This is a genomic window from Chryseobacterium sp. FR048 (assembly GCF_056844665.1).
The window spans coordinates 259,053-282,106 of sequence record NZ_JBXDSE010000007.1; the positions used below are offsets into that span (position 1 = coordinate 259,053).

Annotated in this window: 18 protein-coding genes and 1 tRNA gene; 4 read left to right on the top strand and 15 right to left on the bottom strand. The window is 37.2% G+C overall.

Translation table 11 applies throughout. The features are described from left to right. The first annotated feature begins 9 nt into the window (after positions 1–9). On the top strand, positions 10–345 hold the full coding sequence (locus AC106K_RS19920; RefSeq protein ID WP_002976288.1) for a DUF3276 family protein: 336 nt from the start codon (positions 10–12) through the stop codon (positions 343–345). A 111-nt stretch (positions 346–456) separates the two neighbouring features. Here AC106K_RS19920 and AC106K_RS19925 read toward each other — a convergent pair whose 3' ends face one another. The 14 genes from AC106K_RS19925 to AC106K_RS19990 form a co-directional block, all read right to left on the bottom strand. Continuing rightward, entirely contained in the window at positions 457–5,502 is a 5,046-nt protein-coding gene (locus AC106K_RS19925) for a DUF5724 domain-containing protein (protein WP_482447196.1), read from the bottom strand. Positions 5,503–5,531: 29 nt separating this feature from the next. Next, on the bottom strand, positions 5,532–5,966 hold the full coding sequence (locus AC106K_RS19930) for a hypothetical protein (RefSeq protein WP_482447198.1): 435 nt from the start codon (positions 5,964–5,966) through the stop codon (positions 5,532–5,534). 217 nt (positions 5,967–6,183) lie between these two features. Next, entirely contained in the window at positions 6,184–8,493 is a 2,310-nt protein-coding gene (locus tag AC106K_RS19935; RefSeq protein WP_482447199.1) for a hypothetical protein, read from the bottom strand. A 253-nt stretch (positions 8,494–8,746) separates the two neighbouring features. Beyond that, positions 8,747–8,822 (bottom strand) — tRNA-His (locus tag AC106K_RS19940). Positions 8,823–8,857: 35 nt separating this feature from the next. After that, complete coding sequence (gene bshB1 / locus AC106K_RS19945; RefSeq protein WP_482447200.1) at positions 8,858–9,577, bottom strand: bacillithiol biosynthesis deacetylase BshB1; 720 nt, start codon at positions 9,575–9,577, stop codon at positions 8,858–8,860. Between the two features lie 81 nt (positions 9,578–9,658). Then, on the bottom strand, positions 9,659–11,311 hold the full coding sequence (locus AC106K_RS19950) for a tetratricopeptide repeat protein (protein WP_482447201.1): 1,653 nt from the start codon (positions 11,309–11,311) through the stop codon (positions 9,659–9,661). A gap of 91 nt (positions 11,312–11,402) precedes the next feature. After that, the gene (locus AC106K_RS19955; protein WP_482447202.1) at positions 11,403–12,275 is read right to left on the bottom strand and encodes a PstS family phosphate ABC transporter substrate-binding protein; all 873 of its coding nucleotides are present in this window, start codon (positions 12,273–12,275) and stop codon (positions 11,403–11,405) included. Continuing rightward, positions 12,265–12,462, bottom strand: a complete 198-nt coding sequence (locus AC106K_RS19960; protein ID WP_185114447.1) for a DUF308 domain-containing protein — start codon at positions 12,460–12,462, stop codon at positions 12,265–12,267. The genes AC106K_RS19955 and AC106K_RS19960 overlap by 11 nt, the downstream gene beginning before the upstream one ends. Before the next feature lie 77 nt (positions 12,463–12,539). Further along, a complete protein-coding gene (locus tag AC106K_RS19965; RefSeq protein ID WP_047098811.1) occupies positions 12,540–13,382 on the bottom strand; it encodes an energy transducer TonB in 843 nt (280 codons plus the stop codon). A 29-nt stretch (positions 13,383–13,411) separates the two neighbouring features. Beyond that, positions 13,412–13,981, bottom strand: a complete 570-nt coding sequence (locus tag AC106K_RS19970) for an ExbD/TolR family protein (RefSeq protein ID WP_482447203.1) — start codon at positions 13,979–13,981, stop codon at positions 13,412–13,414. An 11-nt stretch (positions 13,982–13,992) separates the two neighbouring features. After that, complete coding sequence (locus AC106K_RS19975; RefSeq protein WP_047098809.1) at positions 13,993–14,601, bottom strand: ExbD/TolR family protein; 609 nt, start codon at positions 14,599–14,601, stop codon at positions 13,993–13,995. Between the two features lie 61 nt (positions 14,602–14,662). Next, the gene (locus AC106K_RS19980) at positions 14,663–15,526 is read right to left on the bottom strand and encodes a MotA/TolQ/ExbB proton channel family protein (protein WP_047098808.1); all 864 of its coding nucleotides are present in this window, start codon (positions 15,524–15,526) and stop codon (positions 14,663–14,665) included. A 240-nt stretch (positions 15,527–15,766) separates the two neighbouring features. Beyond that, the gene (gene leuS / locus AC106K_RS19985) at positions 15,767–18,580 is read right to left on the bottom strand and encodes a leucine--tRNA ligase (RefSeq protein ID WP_482447204.1); all 2,814 of its coding nucleotides are present in this window, start codon (positions 18,578–18,580) and stop codon (positions 15,767–15,769) included. Positions 18,581–18,761: 181 nt separating this feature from the next. After that, positions 18,762–19,235 (bottom strand): lipocalin family protein, encoded by a 474-nt coding sequence (locus AC106K_RS19990; protein WP_047098806.1) that lies wholly within the window; start codon positions 19,233–19,235, stop codon positions 18,762–18,764. Between the two features lie 198 nt (positions 19,236–19,433). Here AC106K_RS19990 and AC106K_RS19995 point away from each other — a divergent pair, with 198 nt between their 5' ends. The 3 genes from AC106K_RS19995 to AC106K_RS20005 are packed head-to-tail and all read left to right on the top strand — an operon-like array spanning position 19,434 to position 21,817. After that, positions 19,434–20,411, top strand: coding sequence for an acyltransferase family protein (locus AC106K_RS19995; protein ID WP_482447205.1), 978 nt, complete (start codon positions 19,434–19,436; stop codon positions 20,409–20,411). Positions 20,412–20,435: 24 nt separating this feature from the next. After that, positions 20,436–21,191, top strand: coding sequence for a glycosyltransferase family 2 protein (locus AC106K_RS20000; protein WP_482447206.1), 756 nt, complete (start codon positions 20,436–20,438; stop codon positions 21,189–21,191). Then, a complete protein-coding gene (locus tag AC106K_RS20005; protein ID WP_482447207.1) occupies positions 21,191–21,817 on the top strand; it encodes a deoxyuridine 5'-triphosphate nucleotidohydrolase in 627 nt (208 codons plus the stop codon). Before AC106K_RS20000 ends, AC106K_RS20005 begins: the two co-directional genes overlap by 1 nt. Here AC106K_RS20005 and AC106K_RS20010 read toward each other — a convergent pair. Then, the gene (locus AC106K_RS20010) at positions 21,809–23,047 is read right to left on the bottom strand and encodes a 3-deoxy-D-manno-octulosonic acid transferase (protein WP_482447208.1); all 1,239 of its coding nucleotides are present in this window, start codon (positions 23,045–23,047) and stop codon (positions 21,809–21,811) included. The two genes, AC106K_RS20005 and AC106K_RS20010, sit on opposite strands and share 9 nt — an antisense overlap. Positions 23,048–23,054: the final 7 nt, after the last annotated feature.

A 23,054-nucleotide genomic window follows, 5' to 3' on the forward strand; every position in this document is an offset into this window, starting at 1 on the left:
TATCTAACAATGAGTGAATACAAGGAACGCCATGAAAATGAGATTTTCACTAAGGTGTTAAAAGCAGGGAGAAGAACTTATTTCTTTGATGTGCGCGAGACGAAAGCAGGAGATTATTATCTTACCATCACTGAGAGTAAGAAGAATTTCGGAGAGAATGGGGAAGCTACATTCGAGAAGCATAAAATTTACCTTTACAAGGAAGATTTTAAAAGTTTTCAGGAGATGTTTAATGAGTCCACAGATTTCATCATTAATGAAAAGGGTGAGGATGTAATTTCAGAAAAACATGACAAAGACTTCAAGAGCAGATCTTACACAATCGATTCTGACGACGAAGTTTAAAAAAAAGAATATCTAAAAACACAAGCATCTGAAAAAGATGCTTTTTTTGTGCCCTGAAGTGGGCTAAAAACAAAAGGTACACTTCCGAAAAGCATACCTTTTTATTTTTATTTACACATATTCCCTTTTGATCTGGGATAATATGGTTGGATCCTGAATCTCGTTATCTTTGGCCAGTAATAGTACCTTGGATAATACCTCAGCTGATTTCGGGTCGTCGTCTGCAAAAGGAAGGAATAATCTTCCTCTGTGCTGAGAGTGAACAGGAAGAATAGACAAATATTTTCCCGGAACCTGATGAACAACAGCACTTCCCAAATGCACGCTGTATTCTGCCAACTGACCTTTCACCAATACATGTGAACCATCAATTTTTACATTATCCAGCTTGAATAAACGGGCAGTTTCTTTCATCAATACAGCTCTCATTTCGATAGAAGAATGACTGGCTTCAGGATCTACTGCTCCTACATGAGCTACAGATACAACCAGATCTACATCACGCATCACCTCAGAGAATAATCTTGGATTGATCTCTTCAAAAGGAATATTTTTATAATCTTTTAATGAATGAAATTCTATAGTTTCTAAAGTTGGACTTTCTATATCGGCCGGTGAGAACCAATCTGCCATTGCATACAGTTTCACCTGGAAGCCTTCTTTATGATACACCTTTTGTAAACCTTCTTCATAGTCTACCTTCCAGCCTCTTGTTTTAAGGAGTGCCAGTGTTTTCTTAGGCTGGATCTGATGTCCTGCATATCGTCTGGAAACAGATTTTTCCTTCAATTCGTCGGGAGTAGGCACATACAGTTCCCTGAATATCTGTTTAAACGGCTGAATAAGCTTTTCCTTAAAGCAATAATGCTGATAATCGCTCCATACAGAATGTTCATGCAGATCGACACAATGGGCAATACGCAATGTAGTCTCTTCATTCAATTCCTGAATCTCACCATGGGCATTGACAAGGCTGCCGTCATGATAGAAACCTATCTTATGATCATTAGAAATAAATACCAGCTTCTCTAAATGTTTTACAATAACAGGGTGCTCAAAAAGGGTTTTGATTTCTTTTAAGAAAAATTCATCTCCTCTGATCATGGCTTCTTCCAGTCCTTTTCTTGAACGGGTCCATTGTTCACGCATGATCTTACGGTTGTTCCCCAATTCCAAAACAGCTTTATCTTTTTTAATTTTCGGAGGGATAGATTTCAACTGTTTATCATCTCTGAACACGACAAGCTCAGCTTTTCCGCTATCTTCTATGATTAATCCTACCGTCACTCCATCGATGGTTACCTGAGTATCTTTTGACAAAAGCCCTTGAATCTGTTTGGTTTCCATAGCCCAGGTCAGCCTTACAGGATCAGGATAGCCGGCATTACGGGCTAAATTTTCCAATGCTACACGGATTGCCAGCGCTTCACTAGCCTGCTTCATAGAACCAAACTCCTTGCTTTCTTTTTTGAACTGCTGAATATACTCATACCGGCTCAATACATCTTTCTCCGGATTGGCTTTGCTGAGCGGAACAAGTCCGTAAACGCGAAGATAATCCTGATCACGCTTGTCTTTTACTTTGGCCGTAACTTCTTTGATTTTTAAACTTCCGGATAAGGTATCGGAATACAGCCTTGCTCTTCGGTGTCCATTTCCGTCTGAAATATATTTTGCAGATTCATACAACATTTCCCAACGGGCTTTACCCAATTCTTTATACGCTTTTGTAAACCAGTCTTTATCTACAGCTCCATCTTTAAACTCCTGAATATCTACGGATGAATATTTGGCCACCTCACTTTCCAGTTTAGCATTCTGCGCCTCATAAGCTCCGGTTTTAGTATGGGCATGCATCCACCAAATTGCAGAATCCAGACCTTTCCAACCTAAATACTTACTCACCAATGGCTGCCACTGTGGTGCATATACTGCTGCCTGAATCAAACGAAGCTCAGAAATTTTTTCTTTCTTCATGATTTCATCAAATACCTTCTGGGTATCACTTGCTAAAGGATAGCAGTCCGAAATGAGCTTGGAGAAAAGCTTCTGCTTAGTCATATTCTCATTCCCATAAGCATAAATATAATTGGCATACAGCCCTGATTTGCCTAAACCTTTCAGAATCTGAGCAAAACGATGGATTCCATATATTGTCTGGAATTCCTGCACAAAATGTGAAACTGCAGTATTGGCGTCCCCACGAATGAGTTCTACATCAAGGAATTTATCCCGTATTTCATCAATCATAGGTTTTAGAAAAGGAAATTCTTCGAGAATGTTTTCATTGCCATTGATTAGTTTACCTCTTGTAAGATCCCTGATCGCTGAATCGGCAGTAAGGATTCCTTCGTAAAGCTCTTCTTTGGTAATCATATTCAGTTCGTAAGCTTTACAAAATAAATAGAAAGGCGGAACAGTAACCTCTACAGATTCCTCCAGCCCATTGTACTGCATCCATCGGTATAAGTTCCATTGCTTACGATGCTGTTCATCGGTAAGTTTCTTTAAAGGAATTCCTCTTAAAAACACATCAAAAAAGCCCAGCTCCTGCCAGCCATTCCCTCTATTATTCTGATAGTAATAGTCTTTATTGTCTTTTCCTTTATAGTTGATAATATCTTCGGGAAGATTAGCAAATAATGTACTGCATGCCTCTATTAAAAAATCTGTTTTTTCTTCGAATACAAATTTATATTGTAATGAGTACAGAATAGAATGGATCGGATTATTCCAATAATATCCACCCTTTATTGGATTAGGTATGCTATCTTTATGATAAAACACATAGTCCTCCAGAAAGTCTCTGAATTTTTTCCGATCACAGTTCTCAATGAAGGTTACCAGAAATAAATCTCTTGGCTGCCATCCGGAATCTGTATACCATTGTTCCCAAACCTCATGCAACGGATAGTTTTCTGCCAGTTGTTCAGGTGTGAAGCCTTCCGTATTTCTCTTTATCTGGCGGAATTCATTCCCCATCAGGACTGTTGTTACAGCATTATTCCAGTCTTCCGACTCATATTCATAGTCTTTATTTTGCAGAAACAGATCATTGAGTTTATTGAGTTCGGCTTTGATATGTTCTATAGGTTTTGTGAATCCATATTTATCATTTTTAGTAGCCTGAGCATATACTGAATCTTTTTCTACTTTTGGCAGTTCATATTTTGAAATGACCGCAGGGTTATAAAAGCCATATCCGTTTTCTTCGGAAAGTATAGCCTGGTTCCCGGATGGATTAATCTGATCCAGCAAACCTTGCTCTCTTTCTGATATTTTGGATCTTTCCGAGTACAGTTGTGTCCAACCGGTAATCTGAGAAGAAACTCTTTTATCCTTCTGAAGCTGAAGCATAATATCCAATGATGCGGCACGCTGCTCCAGATCACCTTTTCCTATCAGCTCATCAACTAATGGAGTAATAACACCATCTTCCTGTGCGATCACCAGTTCTATGAGCTTTTTACGAAGCACACCCCCTTTTCTTTTGAAGAGATCAAAGAAGGCTATTACTTCTTCTTTATTTAAAGGATCCTGCATCAAAACATTGATTCCCGAAGCAGTTAAAGCCTCTCCCCTGTCTTTTAAAATTTTAAAAGCAAATTCTTTCTGGAAAGCGGTGGCTTTTTTGTTCTTTTTCCCCAATCCGTAGGACAGTGAATAGCAGTAAAATTCTCCTAAAATATTTCGGGTAAGTAATTCCCGCAATGAAAGATCAAACTGGTCAAAATATGACAGAACTATATCCCGTTTATGGTGATCTTCTCCCACCAGATAAAACATGGAAGCATACAGATCGCTTTTCTTAAAAGTGGCATTCAGCCAGGAGAATATTTTTCCTTCAAATTTTTTCTCTTTTACTTCTGTTTTCAGTGTCAGTGCATGCAGTTTTTCAAAGAAGTCCGGGTAATCGGGGTTATTGATATAGAATTTGGAATCTGTGTTAGCTCCTAACAAGGTAGACATAGAGTATCCGGCGAAGGCCAGCACCTGAATATTACCCTCCAAAACTGCTTTATAATACAGTGGCATCTGAATGTAAGGATCTGCCGTTTCTATTGCAAATTTAATCGCCAGGCATTTCTTTTCCACATCTCCATTATCAAACAGCTCATGAAGATAAGGAACTGTTTTCTGAACATCCCATACTCCCTGCACCCAAAGTGCCATATACACTTCATTATTATTCTTACTTTTTATGGCACCCGGAATGTCCTCCGGATTCTTAAAGTAATGATCTGCCAATGACAGAATATTTTTTACTACAGATTCTTTCTCTGCCTCCCAGCCTAGACCTGTCCAGGTATCTATCGCTCTTACTACGGATGAAAAACGGGTAAGCTTCTGCTCAATAATGACCTTCGTCATATACTCCAGTGCCCCGATGCTTGTTTCATCCAAAGCTTCCAGTATGGTCTGGCGTAAACCTTCCTGCCGTTGAGCAGCCAGCAAAAGTTTTTCCACAAGCTCCCAACATTTCTTCTGCTCACTATTGAGTAAAGCCTTAATAATATTTAGAGATACTTTCCCCTCAGGGTGTTTGTTGAATATAATATCTTCAATCAATTGATAAATGGCCGTATTTCCTGTATCTATCGCCGCCGACCAAATATAAAAATGACTTGAATTATGGGTTAATTCGTTATCATAAATAATCTGCTCTTCCAATGTCAGGTCAAAGCTCTCATTCCCGTTATAAGAATAGATGTAAGGGAATATCATTAATTCTCTGATAAAATTGATCTGATTGAGTGCTCCATAATATTCATGATGCGGAGCTCTGAATGACCGCCTGGAGTAACTGGTCTGATACATTTTGTAAGGCATTTTATTCCATGCATACTTTACCAGCTCTGCATTTTCTCCAAATAAATAAATCAATAGATCATAATAGTCGGGATCGTCCCAGATATTAGGCTTAATATATTCTTTCAGCTTTTCAGCATCTTTAGAGCCTAAATTTGTTCTTTCAAAATAGTTGGCTTTGCCCTTCAGTAGTTTTCCTAATTCCGCTACTTCTTTTTTAAGAATAGGTCTATCCGGAAAAAGCGTTGAGGGTACTCCCTGCTCTGCATGTTCCAACAGGTCTTTCCTTAATTTTTCGTAAAAATTCTTTACTAGTTTTTTCGATTCTAATTTTTTTGTGATTTCCATGTTTTTAAATTGTTAGTATCATCATTGAATTACCAATAGCTTCCTGCGAGAAAAGTAAGCCTGATAAAGGTAAATGGGTGTTGTAGGCTAAGATCTATGGTTTGGGTAAGGTCTTCAAGCTGTTCGTCATTGTAGAATACCGCAAACATCCCGTCCTCAAAAGCCTGTATTGCATTCTCCTGAGCTTTTTGGACATCTGCTTTTTTTAGATTATAAATGCTTCCAAAATCTACTTTACCGGTATCTGTGAGAATATTCAGATAGCTATCCTGAGGAATTTTGGCATAATCTTCATCTTCCAACTCAAAGGATTTTGCATTAAATGCATCCACCTGCTGCTGAACGATAAGCTTTAGTAAATTTTCTAATGAGATATTGGAATCTTCGTATGCGATTTCTATTTTTTGTTCTGAGAGAACAGGGTGTTTCTTCCCCAACTGCTTTACAGTGACCTTTATTTCCATATTTGAACTTAGTGTGGACTAAAGATAATGAAATTTTCCAGTGCTATTGGATCAATTTGAGATTTTATGACGAATATCAATAAAGAAGTTTGACAAAGCACATCCAATGGTAAGTTTTAGAATGATCAGACCGATAAAATTTAGGCTAAAGCCGTTTGAATAGGTGCATAAAAAAAACGGACTAAAGCCCGTTTCTATTGAATAATATGCTATCTTTTTATTGATTCTCTTTTTTGATAGAAGTTATAGCGCTCAGGTTGTCCTTACGGGAGAAAGCTGACTTCAGGAAACTAAATAATTCATCAGGAAGCTCATTCTGACAAGGATCAGTATTTTTATCTATATTATTTCTATGATTCTCACTGCTGATAACATTTGCCGCAGAAAACATTACAATACCACCGTCATTTCTAAGGGTAACCAGTTCGTCATTTTTGGAGCTTGGATCAAAATTCCCGAAACACATCACATTGTCCTTTACCTGTACAGCGGGAAATTTTTCAGTAGCAGGATCAGCCAAATAATTTCCATATGATTTAAATACTTTATAATCTCCATCAAAATTTCTGTGAGCAATAATTTCATCAACTCCTTCCCCATCAAGATTTCCTACAGCCAACCCTTTCCATTTTGATGCAGAACCAAATCCTATTGATTTAGTAATCAAAGTTAATACCCCATTATCATCTACATCATAAACATATATTCCGTTTTGCATATGATCATCTGCATCTACAAGCAACACAATTTCGTCTTTTGTATCCTGATCAAGATTACCTGATGCCACTGCTTTGATTGTAGAATTCACCGGCAAATTGAGCTGGTTAAAATAAACCAGTTCCGGGTCTGTTCCATTAAACTTATAAACCCTAACCTCTTTATTATAATTTCTAACAGCAACAAAATCATCTTTACCTCCGCTAATAAAGTTCCCTGCAGTAATTCCAGCCCATTTTGAATCTTCACCAAATCCTGTAAACGTTGAATGTTCAACAATTTGATTATTGTCAATATTAAAAATATAAAAGCCGTTTTTATTAAAATCAGTGTGATCACTCAATGCAATGATCTCACTTTTACCATCACCAAAAAAATCTCCTGCCGCCAAGCCCTTCCAATTGTAGATCCCTCCACCACACACTCTACTGTTTGTAACAGAGGTAAACCCTTTATTATAAGGTTTCATAGTTCCCATCATGCCATCAAAGTTTCTTAAGACAACAAATTGGTCACTGCTTCCGCCATCAAAATTTCCCTTCGCCACTCCTCTCCAATCAGAACCCTCTCCATAATTATGTTCGGTATTTACAGGAACAATCATATTTTCATAACTGGCTAAAAGCGCCAAAGCTAAAGAAGATTCAGATATTACATGGGAATAATATTTTTCGGCAGCCTGTATATCTGCAACCATCTGGTATAAAGGACTATCTTTTTTTGACAGATACAACCACATATAACTCGTATAATCATCATATGCTAAACTGCCGTTAGAATTATATTTGATATTCCACATTGCATTCCCCCCTATTCGACCATTGATCAACAAAGGAGATCTATAAATATCTTTTGTGAAAGTATGAGTATATGCCTGTATATCCGAATCTGTATAAACAGGGATCCCGCCCTCTTTGATATTATATTTGTTGCACTCATAAGGAAAGCTCATAGTGAGCCCACCATGAGAAATATCTTCTTTTATATCTGTATGGTTCCAATATGGCCATACATTTGAGCCCAGATTAGAGTTGAGCTGGGTATTTAATTTTATAAAATTAGATAGTTGACGCACTTTTGTAAGATAGACCGTATCATCTGTTGCTTTATACATTTGTACAAAGACTCTTCCAATGGCACTTAGCATATTAAAAGGCAGAATCACTCCTCTATTATTTATTGGGGGAGTATGACCATTTGCGATGTCCCTTTCTTTATAATATCCTATATTCCCAGGACCTGTATACCATTGACCTTCATGATAAATAAGTGTTTCTTTTATTTTTTGTATAAGGTCGGTAGCAATAGTCTTAAAATTTTTACCATCATAACGCCCTCCAAGATTATATTGTAAATTTTGAATAGCAGAATCATCTTTTACCATTGCTGCAAACTTAGCCATAGGATATAGTATATTAGCACTATGTACTACATAAGCATAAGTAGCTCCTGAATCCATCTTAGGTATATTGTAGTGATTATGTGACCATGCAGCACCTGAAATTCCTCTATAATCAAAAATAGAATCTAAATTCGGCACCGCATCTCTAAGATCATCCCTTCTATCAATAGTGTTTCCCATACACTTTATTAGGGTTCTGGCGTATTTTGGGTCTTTTGTTTTTTCAAACATCAATACCAATGCTTCCATATGGGCCGGTACTCCCCAGGCAAACTCAAACTGATCCGGACTATCTGAATTACCTATGGATACATCATAATGCTTTTGATCAAATAGTTTTTTGTAATACGATTGAGAATAGCATTTTAATGAGAACAATACAATGATGATTGTAAAAAGATTTTTCATATTATTAGTTTTGGGTTCAAAATAGTTTGAAGAGAATCATCTCATGGATAATTAATCAAATATAATGCTTTTGGTCTCTGGCCCTGGAATTTGTTTAAAACGGTGTAAAGAAAACCATTTTTCATGTATGGCACAAAGAATTGAAATGAGATGTTGAAAAAAGCTACTATGAAAATTAGAAAAAAGAAGAAAGCTTTTTAATTAAAACAGATATAAAATAAAAAAGTACACTTTCAAAAAATGTACTTTCTTTGGGTGAATGAGGGGTCTCGAACCCCCGACCTTCGGAACCACAATCCGACGCTCTAACCAACTGAGCTACAATCACCGTTTTCTGAGTGCAAATATAGGACAATTTCCTCAACTACCAAACAATTCCGTCAAAATTTTTCAAAGAAATTAATCTTTCTGACGTAAAGCCTTCAGCGTAAGCAACTCCCGATAATCGACCTAAGTCCTGAGCACGGTAAGTTAAGCTCTCAAAAAAGTCTTTTGTGGTAATCGGAGTCTCGGGTTCTTTAGAAGTTGGGTCATAAAATTGAGTTTTATAAGCCATACATGAAGCAATCTTCTTATCCAGGAATTCTGAAATGTCAATAACGAATTCCGGTTTTATATCTTTCCACTGAATATAATGGAAAATATGCTTCGGTCTCCACACTTCCTGAGCTTCTCCCTCGTCTACAGTCTCAATTTTTCTCAGTCCGGACAAAAAGCACGCATCCGATACTAATTTCGCTCCTTTTGCATGGTCTGGATGTCTATCATCAATTGCATTGGCTAAGACGATTTCCGGCCTGTATTTGCGAATCATTTTTACGATCCTCATTTGGTATTCTTCGGAATTCACCAGAAAGCCATCTTTCATTCCCAGGTTCTCTCTTGCAGAAAGCCCTAAGATCTTCGCAGCGTCTGCCGCTTCTGCTTTTCTGGTTTCATCTGTACCTCTGGTCCCCAGTTCTCCTCTAGTAAGATCTACCACAACACATTTTTTTCCTTCAGAAACCATTTTGGCAATAGTTCCGCCACATCCCAGCTCTACATCGTCAGGATGTGCTCCAAAAGCAAGTATATCAGTTTTCATGTAATCAAAGATAGGTTTAAAATAAAAACTCCCCAAACATTACGAATGGGAAGTTTTAATATCTATAATTTAAATTTTAAATTACTTGTTGATTTCTGCATTCAATTTTACAGCATCCTGGTAAGTAGGATCCAACTGTAAAGATTTTGCTACATAATCTTTAGCTTTTGCCATATCAGAATCTTTGCTCATATACGCTACTGCAAAGTAAGCGTATGCAAGAGTCTGCTTGTTAGCTTCCTGATCAGCAGGTTTTACTGTGCTGATGAATTTTTCGTAAGCAATTTTTGCAGCATCGTTGTTTCCTGCCTGTTGGTAAGAATATCCCTGGCTGTAATATGCCGGAGCCCAGTCAGGAAGAAGTGCTGACATTTTCTGCCATGTAAGAATTGCACCGTTCCAGTTTTTAACATCCTGATAAGCTGTCGCTAACTTAAATAATGCATCAGAGTCCTGAGCATTAGCAGCTACCTGTTTCTTCAATCCTTCAATGGTAGGGTTAGTAGGTCCTTTATCCGCTTCTGCCTGAGAAGCACCACCACCTCCTGCGATGTTAGCCAATTCAAGATCCCACTTCATGGTTTCATCTTTCGCAGCTTTTGCAATCGCAACTTTTTGCTGTGCCTCAGTCATTAAAGCCGTTTTCTTAGCAGCATCTTTTTCATCTTTTGCTAATCCTGCAGCGATAAGCCCCTGTAGACCTTGGTCAGCCGGTTGAATTCTTGTTTTCTCAGCCTGAGAAACGAAAGTATCCATATTCTGCTTTGCATCTGCGTAATTTCTGTCAGCATAAGACTGGTAAGCTCTTAATTTGAATTTGATAGGATCTTCAATTTTATCAAAAATCTTATCTAAAACAGTTTTAGAGTTAGCATAATCTTCGTTAGTGAAATATAATTTAGCAATTTCTAACTGAGTATATGGATCTTCGTCAGCATATTTTGTATAGTTGATAAGATCCTGTGTAGCTTTTGCATTTTGCTGGTATCTGATGTCATAACCTGCCAATGCTTTATATGCCGGAGCATAAGTAGGGTCTACAGCAATCGCTTTATCAACGCTTTCTTTTGCTTTTTGCCATACTTGTGCAGCCATCCATAAAGTAGCCATTCTTGTATAAACGGAAGCTTTATTTTTAGCTAAAGGTAATGCTTTGTCATAGGCAGACATCGCCTCCCCCGGAGCTCTTTTCAATCTGTAGGCATCTCCTAAGGTATAATAGTAATGAGCAGGTACTCCTTTCTTTTCAGCTTTTTCAATCGCTTTAGTAAGGAACTGAATAGCAATATCAGGAGAACTGTTCTTTTCGAATAACGTTAGTGCTTCAGCAGCTCTGAATAAAACTTCAGCGTCTTTTTCTTTTGAATCAGCAACTACTTTTTGAATTTCAGCAACCGCATTTTTATCTCCTTTACCTAATTTAACGGCCGCAAGACCGATCTTGTTAAGGTAGCTTTTGCCGTCAGCAGCCAATCCTTTGTTGAAGCTTTCAGTTGCCTTTGCATAATCAGGCTCTCCTTGTTTTAAGAAAGTATTTCCTAAATAGAAGTAGTTTTCAGCAGTAGGCTCTTTAGCGATCATTTCAGTGAAGTTGGTTTTTGCCTGTGCAAATTTATCACTGTCTATACTGTTAATACCATCCTGCAATGTCTGTGCAGAGGCAAAACCGGTAAAAAATACCACGGCTGCTCCAAAAGCAATCTTCTTTACATTCATATTCATTATATCTTTCATTTTATATTTTCTAATAATTGAGTTATATTCTACACAATTTTCAGACCAAAATACTATTTTCTATAGGGGGAAATTGTGAGTTTAATAATTTTTAACGCATTTGCACTTCTCTCTTGTAGATATTATAAGGCTGTAATCCTTCTTTCTGAACGATTTTCTGTCCTAAATGAGTACATGAAAATCTCATAAACCCATTGGCGATATTGAAGTTACCTTCATTTGCAAGAAAATAAAGAACCCTTGTAAAAGGATATTTCATTGTGCTAAGACCAGCATGATCTGCGTTATATGAAACTCCTTTCTCTACAACAGGAAGAACTTTTACCATATTTCTAAGTTCTTCAGAAGTTTTATCATAAGGACGGCTGAAAGTATTAAGCCCTATAACCCCTATTTTATCAGGATATTTCCCTAATTCCTCTATGATCTGCTTATTTCCCGGGATAATGGAAAATTGAAGGTCTTTCGGCTGTTTTTTAAATTTTTCAGCAACAAAATTCAGATTACTGGAATTGGTTCCGTCAAAAATAAATTCTTTTTTATCTGATAAAAGACCACTGCTGATTTCTTCCATTGAAATACTTTCCTTTGGAGAGTTTTTAGGGACTACAAAAACGACCGCATCCGCCGCAAATTTAGCAGGGAGAAATTTAAGATCTGTTCTTGCTTCAAATGTCTTTATTTCGTCGGGATTAAGGTTTCGAGACATCACCACAATTTTGGCATTTCCGTTCAGCAAATCAAGAAAACCTAAGTCTTCTTTTTTTGTTTCCACTTTGATGTGGGTTTCCGGATAATTCATCATATACCCGTCCGCTAATGCTTCTGTAACGCTTTGAAAGGATTCATCCGTAAAAATCGTAAGATTACCTTTATGATAGGAAGGAGATTTCTCCTCTTTTTTGCAGCTTGCAAGCATGAATCCTATAAGGAAGACAAGCGCAACTTTGAAACTATTCTTCATCTTTCGATCTTTTGATTTTAGAAACTGCTCTATAGATTCTGAAAATACCATAAATAATCAACACCACTCCCAGTGCATAGGCAATAGCAGGTTCCAGAATGGTAAAGAAGAATTTATAGATCATCACTACAATTCCTAAAACGATATAAAACAATCCCGTAACCAGGGATAACCAATTGAACATCATGTAACAAAAATACAAAAAAAATAAAAAGGGAAGCATATGCCTCCCTTTTTATTTATATTTTGAATAAATAAGTCTAATTATTCAAAGTTCATAGTAAATGGTACGCTATAGTAAGATCTAACGCTCTCCCCGTTTCTCTTCGCAGGAGTCCATTTTTTCAGTTTCTTCACTACACGCATTGCTTCACTGTTGAAGTCGCCATTCGGAGATTTCTCTTCGATGGTAACGTTGGAAACAGTACCGTCTTTTTCTACAACGAACTTAAGCTTAGCTTTCAGTGTACCTTCACCTCCTTCCATTAGGGAAGTATCGAAGTTATCTCCTAAGAATTTTCTCAATGCACCCATACCTCCAGGATATTCTGCAGATTGGTCTACATCTTTGTAGATTTCGTTAGGGTTATTCGCTTTCACTTCTACTGTACTAGCTTTAGTACCTGTAGATGGTGGTGGTGGCGGTGGTGTATAAGCCGGAGCTTTTACCCCCTCCTGATTATTCAAACCAGTTGTAGTTTCCAACTGCTTAGAAATCGGTGGTGGTGGAGTTTCAATTTTCGGAGCTTTTACAGGCTCAGGAACTACGTTCTGAATCACTTCAATTTTCTCCTCTTCTTTTGGAGGTGGAGGTGGTGGAGGTGGTTCTTCTTCTTTAGGCTGCTCGATAATCGGATCTTCTTCGATAATATCTACAAGATCTGCCTTTACTTCTTGCTTAGGCGGAGCTGTAAGATTTTTAATCGTAAGATAGATGAACGGAGACAATGCTGCCAAAAGGAATAATGCTGTTCCGACGATAAAAGACTTTGTTAAAAGTCTTGGATACTGATGTCTAAGATCATAGGCACCATATTCCTTGTTTCTATTTTCAAATACGATCTCATCTAAAGTAAGATTCTGACCGTATACATTTTCATCTGCCATAGATTAGATATAACAATTTTATGGTTAAATTACTTTGTAGCAGCAGCTGGTGCAGCAGCACCTCCTACTTTCTTGTCATATACGGCTTTCTCCCAAGGTTTCAAGTCAGTAACCCCGTATTGCTCACTTTTCGTGATGGCCATTTCGTCAAGAATATCAACAAAGTTCTTATATACAGCATCGTCAGTTGGCTTAATGATCACGGTAAATTTCGCTTGATCTGCAGCTCTAGATTTTGCCTGCTCAATTACTTTTCTAATTCCCGTTCTATCAAGAGTAGTTTCCATAAGAGTCTGGTCATTCAAGGATGTAGCATCCTGCTGGTGCCAGAAAACTCTGTTGTCTTTTCCTAATAGGATAGAAATTGAGTTAGAAAGTTTAATTTCTGTTGGAGGGGGTTTCGGCTGATCTTTTTTAGGTTTAGCCGGAAGACCCAAATCCATAACATTCGGTTTACTGAATGTAGTTGTGAACATAAAGAAGGTAATCAATAGAAAACCCAAGTCCACCATCGGAGTCATATCGACTCTGGTACTCTGCTTTTTGGAACGGACCTTGCCGCCCTTGCCGCCTTTCTCTTGTACTTGTACTTCTGCCATTTCTATCGATATTATTCGTTAGGTTTACCTTCTTGTGATGTAATCAACCAAAATTTAAGAAAATCAATATCTCTTAAACCCTCAAATAGACCTTTAACTTTAGGATATTGAGTTGTAACGTCACCTTTAATAGCTAACTTGTAGTCAGGGTTAACGCTCAAACTTTCTTTTACCCAATCAATTAATTGCTTATTTGTACTGTCCATAGGAATACCTGTAGGACTCTTATAATTTTTCTGCTCATCTGCAGGCATATCCAAATAACCTTTTAGTTGGTTCATTGGAACTCCAATTGCCTGTACTTTCTGGAAAGCTGCCTTTTGGTTGTTGTCAAAAGTAATCCCATACTTTTGTCCCATTTTATCTAAAAGTGCAACTCTTTCTGATGCATTTTCTACTGGCTGGAAATAGAATTTTCCGTCCGGAGTAGCGTTGATAGTCATTAAACTAGCATCAGGAAGCAATTTTTCCGAAATTGAAGATGGCGGTTTGATCTGCTCCACGTCAGGTTTTTTAAACTGAGTGGTCAAGATAAAGAACGTAAGAAGTAGGAACGCAACGTCACACATTGCGGTCATGTCCGTCACTACTCCATGTCTTTTTGGTTTGACTCTCGCCATTATTATAAAATATTTTTAATTAAACTTCTTTTAATTGCTAATGCAAATTTCTTGCTAATTCTTAGTTGAATTCAGCGAAAGATTGTTGGATACTCATAGAGATTTCGTCGATCTTATAAGTTAATCCGTCAATTTTAGAAGTAAAGAAGTTATAAAGGATAATAGCGATTGCAGAAGTACCAATACCTAATGCCGTGTTGATCAAGGCTTCAGAGATACCAGTAGATAGTGCAGCAGCATCCGGAGTACCACCTCCTGAACCTAATGCGAAGAATGCCTTGATCATCCCGATTACCGTTCCAAGTAGTGCGATTAGGGTTGCAACTGTACCTAAAGTAGAAAGGATCATCATGTTTTTCTCAAGCATTGGCATCTCAAGAGTAGTAGCTTCTTCGATAGCTTTGTTAAGCGCTACCATTTTCTGCTCTTTATTTAATGTAGTATCGTGAGCAAGAGCTTTGTAAGTAGTAAGACCTTCTTTTACTACGTTACCTACAGAACCTTGTTGTCTGTCACACTCTTCGATAGCTTCGTCGATTTTGTTTTGGTTTAGTAAGCTTCTTACCTGTACTACGAAATTGTCTAAGTTTCCTTTTCCAGCAGCTTTACCTAAGATTAAATATCTTTCAATAGAGAAAACGATTACTGTAATCATGAAAGTAATCAAGATTGGTACGATAACCCCTCCCTTGTAGATAATACCTAAGAACGATTCTGGGTGAATGTCTTTTCCTTCAACACTTGAAAAAGCTACAGAACCACCTCCTAGTTTATCTGCATCTTTAAAGTTTCCTGGGCTTCCAAGAACGAATAAATAAATACATACTCCTATAGCAAATAGAATAGGAATAATAACAGCTGGATTTAAACCTCCTGCCTTTCTAGCAACTACTTGCTCATCATTTTTTGAAACATTCATTTCCATATTTAACTAAATTATATTGTTTTAAAATTTTACAGGGTGTAAATTAAAGGCAAAATTAATTAAAATGCAAGAGTCTTAATTAAACATTTTGCTTTTTTTTGATAAAGAAATTTTAATACGATTTCGAAATAATAATTATTTTAAATTATTTTATTTATTTTTTCCAAATTTAACATTTGGGTTAAAAAATCAAAAAAATAAGACACCCATTTTTTTGATTTTCCCAATGTTAATTTTTTTTTAAATTACGATATTCACAATACGGTGAGGGACTACAATGATTTTTTTAGGGGTTTTTCCTTCCAAAATCTGTTGCATTTTCTCATTTGAAATCACCAAATCTTCCACCTCCTTAGCAGATAATTGAGCAGAAAGTGAAATTTTGAACTTCATTTTACCATTTACGCTTACCGGATATTCAATTTCATCTTCTACTAAATATTCTTCATTTAATACCGGGAATTTTTCAAATTCTATCGATTCACCGTTTCCTAACAAACTCCACAATTCTTCGCAGATGTGAGGTGCATATGGAGAAATGATAACGGCAAGAGGTTCCAGAATATTGCGTTTGTTGCATTTTAATTTCTGAAGTTCATTCACAGCAATCATAAAAGATGATACTGAAGTATTGAAAGAGAAGTTTTCAATATCATATACTACCTTCTTTATTAAGGTATGTAAAACTTTATATTCTGCTTTTGTAGGTTCTTCGTCAGAAACTTCAAATACATCACCGTTGAAATAAAGGTTCCAGAATTTCTTAAGGAAACCATACACTCCACTTAATCCCTGAGTATTCCAAGGTTTGGATTGCTCCAGCGGACCTAAGAACATTTCATATAATCTTAATCCGTCTGCTCCGTATTCTTCACAGATGTCATCAGGATTTACTACGTTATATTTAGACTTGGACATTTTTTCTACTTCACGGTCTGTGATGTATTTTCCATCTTCTAAAATAAATTCTGCATCAGCATAATCAGGTCTCCAGGCTTTGAAAGCTTCTGTATCCAATTCGTCAGAAGTTCCTTTTAATAAGGATACGTCTACGTGGATCTGCTGAGTCTGATATTCGCTTGCTAAGTTTTTAGATACATATTGATTAGTCCCGTCGATCCTATACACAAATGCACTCATTCCTAAGATCATACCCTGGTTGATCAGTTTCTGGAATGGTTCATCATGGCTGATATATCCTCTGTCTTTTAAGAACATGTTCCAGAAACGGGAATACAACAAGTGACCGGTTGCGTGTTCGCTACCTCCTATATATAGGTCTACCTGTCCCCAATAATCTGCTAAATCTTTTTTAACAAAAGTTTCTTCATCATTAGGATCCATATATCTAAGGAAATACCATGAGCTTCCAGCCCATCCCGGCATTGTAGATAATTCTAACGGGAAAATTGTTTTGTCATCAATTAAATCTGTAGCCACCACTTTCTGGTTAGCTTCATCCCATGCAAATTCTTTTGCATTCCCTAATGGTGGATCTCCGTCTTCAGTCGGCAAGTATTTTTCAACCTCAGGAAGTTCCAATGGCAAAGCAGAAGTTGGCAACGTGTAAGGCATTCCATCCTTATAATATATAGGAACGGGTTCACCCCAATAACGCTGTCTTGAGAAAATGGCATCACGCTGTCTGTAGTTTGTAGTTCCGTGACCGATTCCTTTCGTTTCAATCTCTCCAATTATTTTTGACTTCGCATCATTATAACTCAATCCGTTTAAGAAATCAGAGTTTACACAAACGGAATCTTTGGAATCAAAAGATTTTTCCTGAACGTCTTCTTCGGTTTCTACAACCTTTTTAATGTCAAGGTTAAATTTCTTTGCAAATCTGTGGTCACGCTCATCATGTGCAGGAACAGCCATTACAGCTCCCGTTCCATACCCCATCAATACATAATCTGAAATATAGATCGGCATTTTTTCTCCACTGAACGGATTGACTGCATAACTTCCGGTGAAAGCTCCGCTCACGTTTTTCACGTCAGACATTCTGTCTCTTTCAGATTTTTTGGAAGTCTCTTCAATATAAGTATCTACTTCAGCTTTTTGAGCATCGGTAGTAATAGTATCTACTAATGGATTTTCCGGTGCCAATACCATAAAAGTAGCTCCAAAGATCGTATCAGGTCTTGTTGTAAATACCTCAACGATTTCGTCATGACCTTCTACCTGAAACTGAACCTGTGCTCCCTGAGATTTTCCGATCCAGTATTCCTGAGAATCTTTCAAAGGTTGCGGCCAGTCTAATGTATTTAATCCTTGTAATAATCTTTCAGAGTAAGCAGAAATTCTCATGCTCCACTGCATCATTTTCTTCTGGAATACTGGGAATCCTCCTCTTTCAGATTTTCCGTCTTTTACCTCATCATTTGCCAATACGGTACCTAGTGCAGGACACCAGTTTACGGTAGTTTCTGCTCTGTAGGAAAGACGGTAGTTTAATAATATATCTTCTTTATCAAGATCGGAAGCATTTTTCCATTCTTCTGCCGTGAAATTTAATTCGTCGTTCTGATTGGCATTTAATCCTTCTGTTCCTTTTTCTTCAAAATGACTGATCAGGGTATCGATTGATTCCGCCTTATCGGTATTTTTATTATACCATGAATGATACAGCTGAATAAAGATCCACTGTGTCCATTTATAATACGATGCATCTGAAGTTCTCACTTCTCTGCTCCAGTCGAATGAAAATCCGATTTTTCTTAGCTGCTCTTCGTATCTGTTGATATTTTGTTCTGTAGTAATCGCCGGATGTTGCCCAGTCTGGATCGCATACTGCTCAGCAGGAAGTCCGAAGCTGTCATATCCTACCGGGTGCAGTACATTAAACCCCTGATGTCTCTTGTATCTCGCATAAATATCCGATGCAATATATCCCAGCGGGTGACCTACGTGAAGTCCTGCTCCGGATGGGTACGGGAACATGTCGAGTACATAAAACTTAGGTTTATCTGTATTGTTAGAGGTTTTATAGGTTTGATTTTCCTCCCAGTATTTCTGCCACTTTTTTTCTATCTGCTGATGATCGTAAAACACTTTATATAGATGTTATATGTTAGACTTTAGTATTGAATATTTTTTTCTTCTTAGTGAAGATTCACAAAAATAATGATTTTAAAGGAAATAGAAATTTAATTTATGATGAATTGCAATTCTATCCTCAACAAAAAAATCCCATCCGAAGATGAGATTTGTTTTTATATCCTGAAGTATACTATTATTGAACCACTCTTTTGAACGTATACGTTCTTGTCTGGAATACGGTAGGATCCTGTGTCTCTTCTCTTACAGCAAGATTAAGCGTAGTATCATCCAGCGTAACCACTTTTGCCACCTCCGGCTCTACCACTCCCTGAATCTTCATCTGAACCGTTTTTGAATCCTTATCATAGGTATAATTGAATTTTTTATCGGAAAGAATAGCACACACTCCCGGTGTAGCGGTATCTCCCCAGGTAGTTTTCCCGCCTTTGGAATCAACACTGAACCACCATCTGGTCTTTTTCTGACAATCTGTATAAGTAATTGTGTTAGAAACAGGAACTTCACCAGTTTCCACCGTAGTAACTACTTCTTTCAACGGTTGCCATGTCCCAACTAAAGGAGCTTCTCTGACAGTATCATTGTCATTACTACATCCTGTAGCGGCAAACAATGACAAACCTGCAAATAGTAATGCTAATTTCTTCATAGATCAATTTTTTCAAGCGCTAAAATTATAATTTTTTTGATTTATATTACTATTTTTTATGAAAAATTATTTCATCGCTCATTATTTATACATATTTTAAAACACTCAGACTCAATATTCCTGTTATTTAACAAATATTGAACCTGCGAAATCCCCTCTGTTTTATTAAAAAAGTTATTTTTGTAAGAAAAAATGCAAATGCAGGATATAACGAAAAATAATTTTGATTTCATCCGTGTTCTCCTAGCTTTCATTGTCTTTGTAGGACATTTGGGAGCGCTAAGCCAATCTGCATCACTTAAAATTTTAGAACACAGCCCTGTAGAAGTTGCCGTTTTCTCATTTTTCATTGTAAGTGGTTTCCTGATTGCAAGAAGCTATGAAAGGTCTTCAAGTCTTAAAAGCTACGCCAAAAAAAGATTCAACAGAATTGTTCCCGCTTATCTGTTGGTTGTTTTTCTTTGTGCCATACTTCTGAGCCTGGTCAGTACTTTATCTTTCTCTGACTATTTCAGCAATACCCAGGTCTACAAATATTTGTTCTGGAATTCATTGTTCATGAACTTTAAAGCGCCATGGCTTCCCGGAGTTTTCGGAAATCAGGCCGTGAACGGAGCTTTGTGGACGCTTAAAATAGAAATGTGTTTTTACATTGCTGTTCCCCTGATGTTTTTATTGTTCGGAAAGAATAACCGGTACAGAAATACCAGTCTTATTGTACTGTATTTTCTTTCGCTGATCTTTCTTAATTATTTTGAAATGACAGGAAAAGCAGCCATTTCGAGACAGCTGCCCGGTTCATTGTGCTATTTCATCGGCGGAATGCTATTATATTTTAATTTTGACACTTTCATCAAACATAAAAATTTACTTTTTATCATCGCTATGATTACGGTGTGGATAGATCTTATTTTTAAAATAAAACTATTCTCCCCAATGATGATCAGTATTATTGTGCTTTATATTGCCTACTCTTTCAAATTCCTGAATAATTTCGGAAAATACGGAGACTTTACCTACGGGATTTATATCTTCCACTTCCCTATTATCAGGGTATTTCAGACATTAGGTTTGTTTGAGGATTATAATCCCTACGTCATGAGTTTGGTATGTATGTTTACCGTAATTGGTGTAGGAATTGCTTCATGGCATCTTTATGAAAAAAGATTTTTATAATTTTACCGATATTTTAAAGCACAAATGAAAGATCTTGTCTCCATCATCACCCCTTGTTACAATTCAGCGGAATTTATAGAGGAAACGATACAATCTGTTCTGAGCCAGACCTATGAAAACTGGGAGTGGTTGATCACAGATGACCTTTCTAAGGACAATACTGTTGAAATCATCAGAAAGTATAATGACCCAAGAATAAAACTACATGTCCTGGAGCAAAACGGTGGTGCCGGAAATGCAAGAAATCACAGCATTGAAAGGGCCCAGGGAAGATATATTGCTTTTCTCGACTCTGACGACTTCTGGTATCCGGAATACCTCGAAACCATGACGGATTATATGCAGGAGCACCATGCAGAACTTGTGTATTGTAATTATTCGAGATGTAATGAGCAGCTTCAGCCTATATTGAAAGATTTTCTGGCAGACAAAGTGGTCACTTTTTCTAATCTATTGAAAACCTGCCGACTGGCTCCCGTCTCAACGATGTATGATACGAAAAGGGTTGGAAAGTTCTTATTTCCTGTAAAAAGTAAGCGGGAAGACCACGTTATGTGGCTGAATCTTTTAAAAGTAATTCCGCAGGGCATGCCTATCAATAAAACATTAGCTAAATACAGAATGCGGGAGAACAGTGTTTCCAGAAATAAAAAAAACATCATCAAAGATCAGTATCTTGTGTATAAAGATTTCATGGGCTTCTCTACCTTCACTTCGTTGTATTATACGGCTAACTGGGCATTGAACGGATTCCTGAAATATTCGAAAATTTTCAACTAATGGAGTATTCAAAAGAATTTAAAGCGGCATTGAGCGCTTTTTCAGCAACCGAGAAGGATAAACTTATTTTCAGACTGCTGAGAAAGGATAAACTGCTGTCTAAAAAGCTCTACTTTGAACTTATTGATCCGGAAACTACCGATGATAAAAGGGATGCCATGGAAGAACAGGTAAAAGAAAAGGTTTTTCTGGCTTCAAAATACACAGGAAATGCTAAGTATTTCCTGACCATTATCCGAAAAATAAGTGCTGAGATTACGGAACATGTCAAAATAACAACGGATAAATTTGGTGAGATCTCACTCAACCTTCTCCTCATTAATGCTATTTTAGATTATAATACGGATCTGAGCAGGCAGCGATTTGACAATGTCTACAAACTCTATCTGTACATCATCAATAAAATATTCAAATCTTTAATCCTGATCCGAAAACTGGATGAAGACTACTGGATGGAGATTGATGAATATTTACGGGACACCGAAAAGAAAATCACAGAGAACCATTATCTTCAAAAGCTCTGTATCAATAACGGACTTGACTTCAATTGGCTTGAATGTGACCGTATTCCGGAAAACATTGATCAGATCATGAAGGACATTAAAAATCAGGGATTCTTAAGATAAAATTTTCTTCAGAATCATTGCGGTAGAATCAGGTTTTTCATCGATGAACTTCTGAGCATTCTGAGACATGGAATCAAGTTCTTCCGTATTGTCTCCGTTGGTAAGAAACAGGACAAATTCTGCAGCTGCATATTCGTCTGCAAAGGCTTTTCCACCATCAGAAGAAATCAGCCCGTCTGCTTCGGGATTCTTTTTGTAGCGATTTCCAAAAACAACAGGGACACCAAATGTGGCCGCTTCTAAAATATTGTGCAGACCGGCATCATGAAACCCTCCTCCTACTACAGCTACATCTGCATAAGAATAAAGTTTTGATAGCAGCCCTATACTGTCAATGATTAAAATCTGGTATTCAGAAATCAAGAGTTCACTGGTTTCTATTTCACTATACAATAGCGCATCGGGATACAGATTTTTTAAATGCGATACCCTTTTCAGATCGTGAGGTGCAATGATAATTTTCAGAGAAGGATTTTTTCTGTAGGTTATTGCCGCAATTTTCTCTTCTGCCTGCCAGGAACTTCCAAAAACTACCGTTTTATGATCTCCTATAAAATCTGTAATATGACCAACATGGTTATCCCGTTCACGAAGTTGTTTTACCCTGTCGAATCTTGTATCTCCTGTTACAGAAGACTGCGTAAGGCCTATACTTTTGGCCAGGGCAAAAGAAACCTGCGTCTGATGAAAGAACCAATCTACATTTTGCTGAAGCTGTTTTACAAACCATTTCCCATATGATGTGAAAAAAGATTGGTTTTCATAGAACAGCGCAGAGATCACATAGATCTTTATATTTTGAGTTTTCAGCTCAGCCAACAGATTATACCAATAATCATACTTCACCGTAAAAAATAGTTGAGTATCAAATTGCGATATAAACTCCTTTATTACAGCTTTTTTATCAAATGGAAGATAACAGATCACATCTGCAATATGTTTCTTTTTAATAACATTTTCATAGCCGGAGGGAGAAAAAAAGGTAACCAAGATTTTATGATCCGGCAGACTTTCTTTGAGTTTTTCCAATACAGGAAGTCCCTGTTCATACTCCCCTAAGCTTGCGGCATGCATCCAGATGACTTTATCCGTTTTCGAAAATGAAGTCTGAACTTTATGCAAAGATTCTTTTCTTCCCTCAACGCCTTTTTTAGTTTTGGCATTAAATAAAGAAAATACTTTCATACCGAAAGTAAGGAGGCTTATAAATATGTTGTAAAGCAGGTTCAATTTTGGT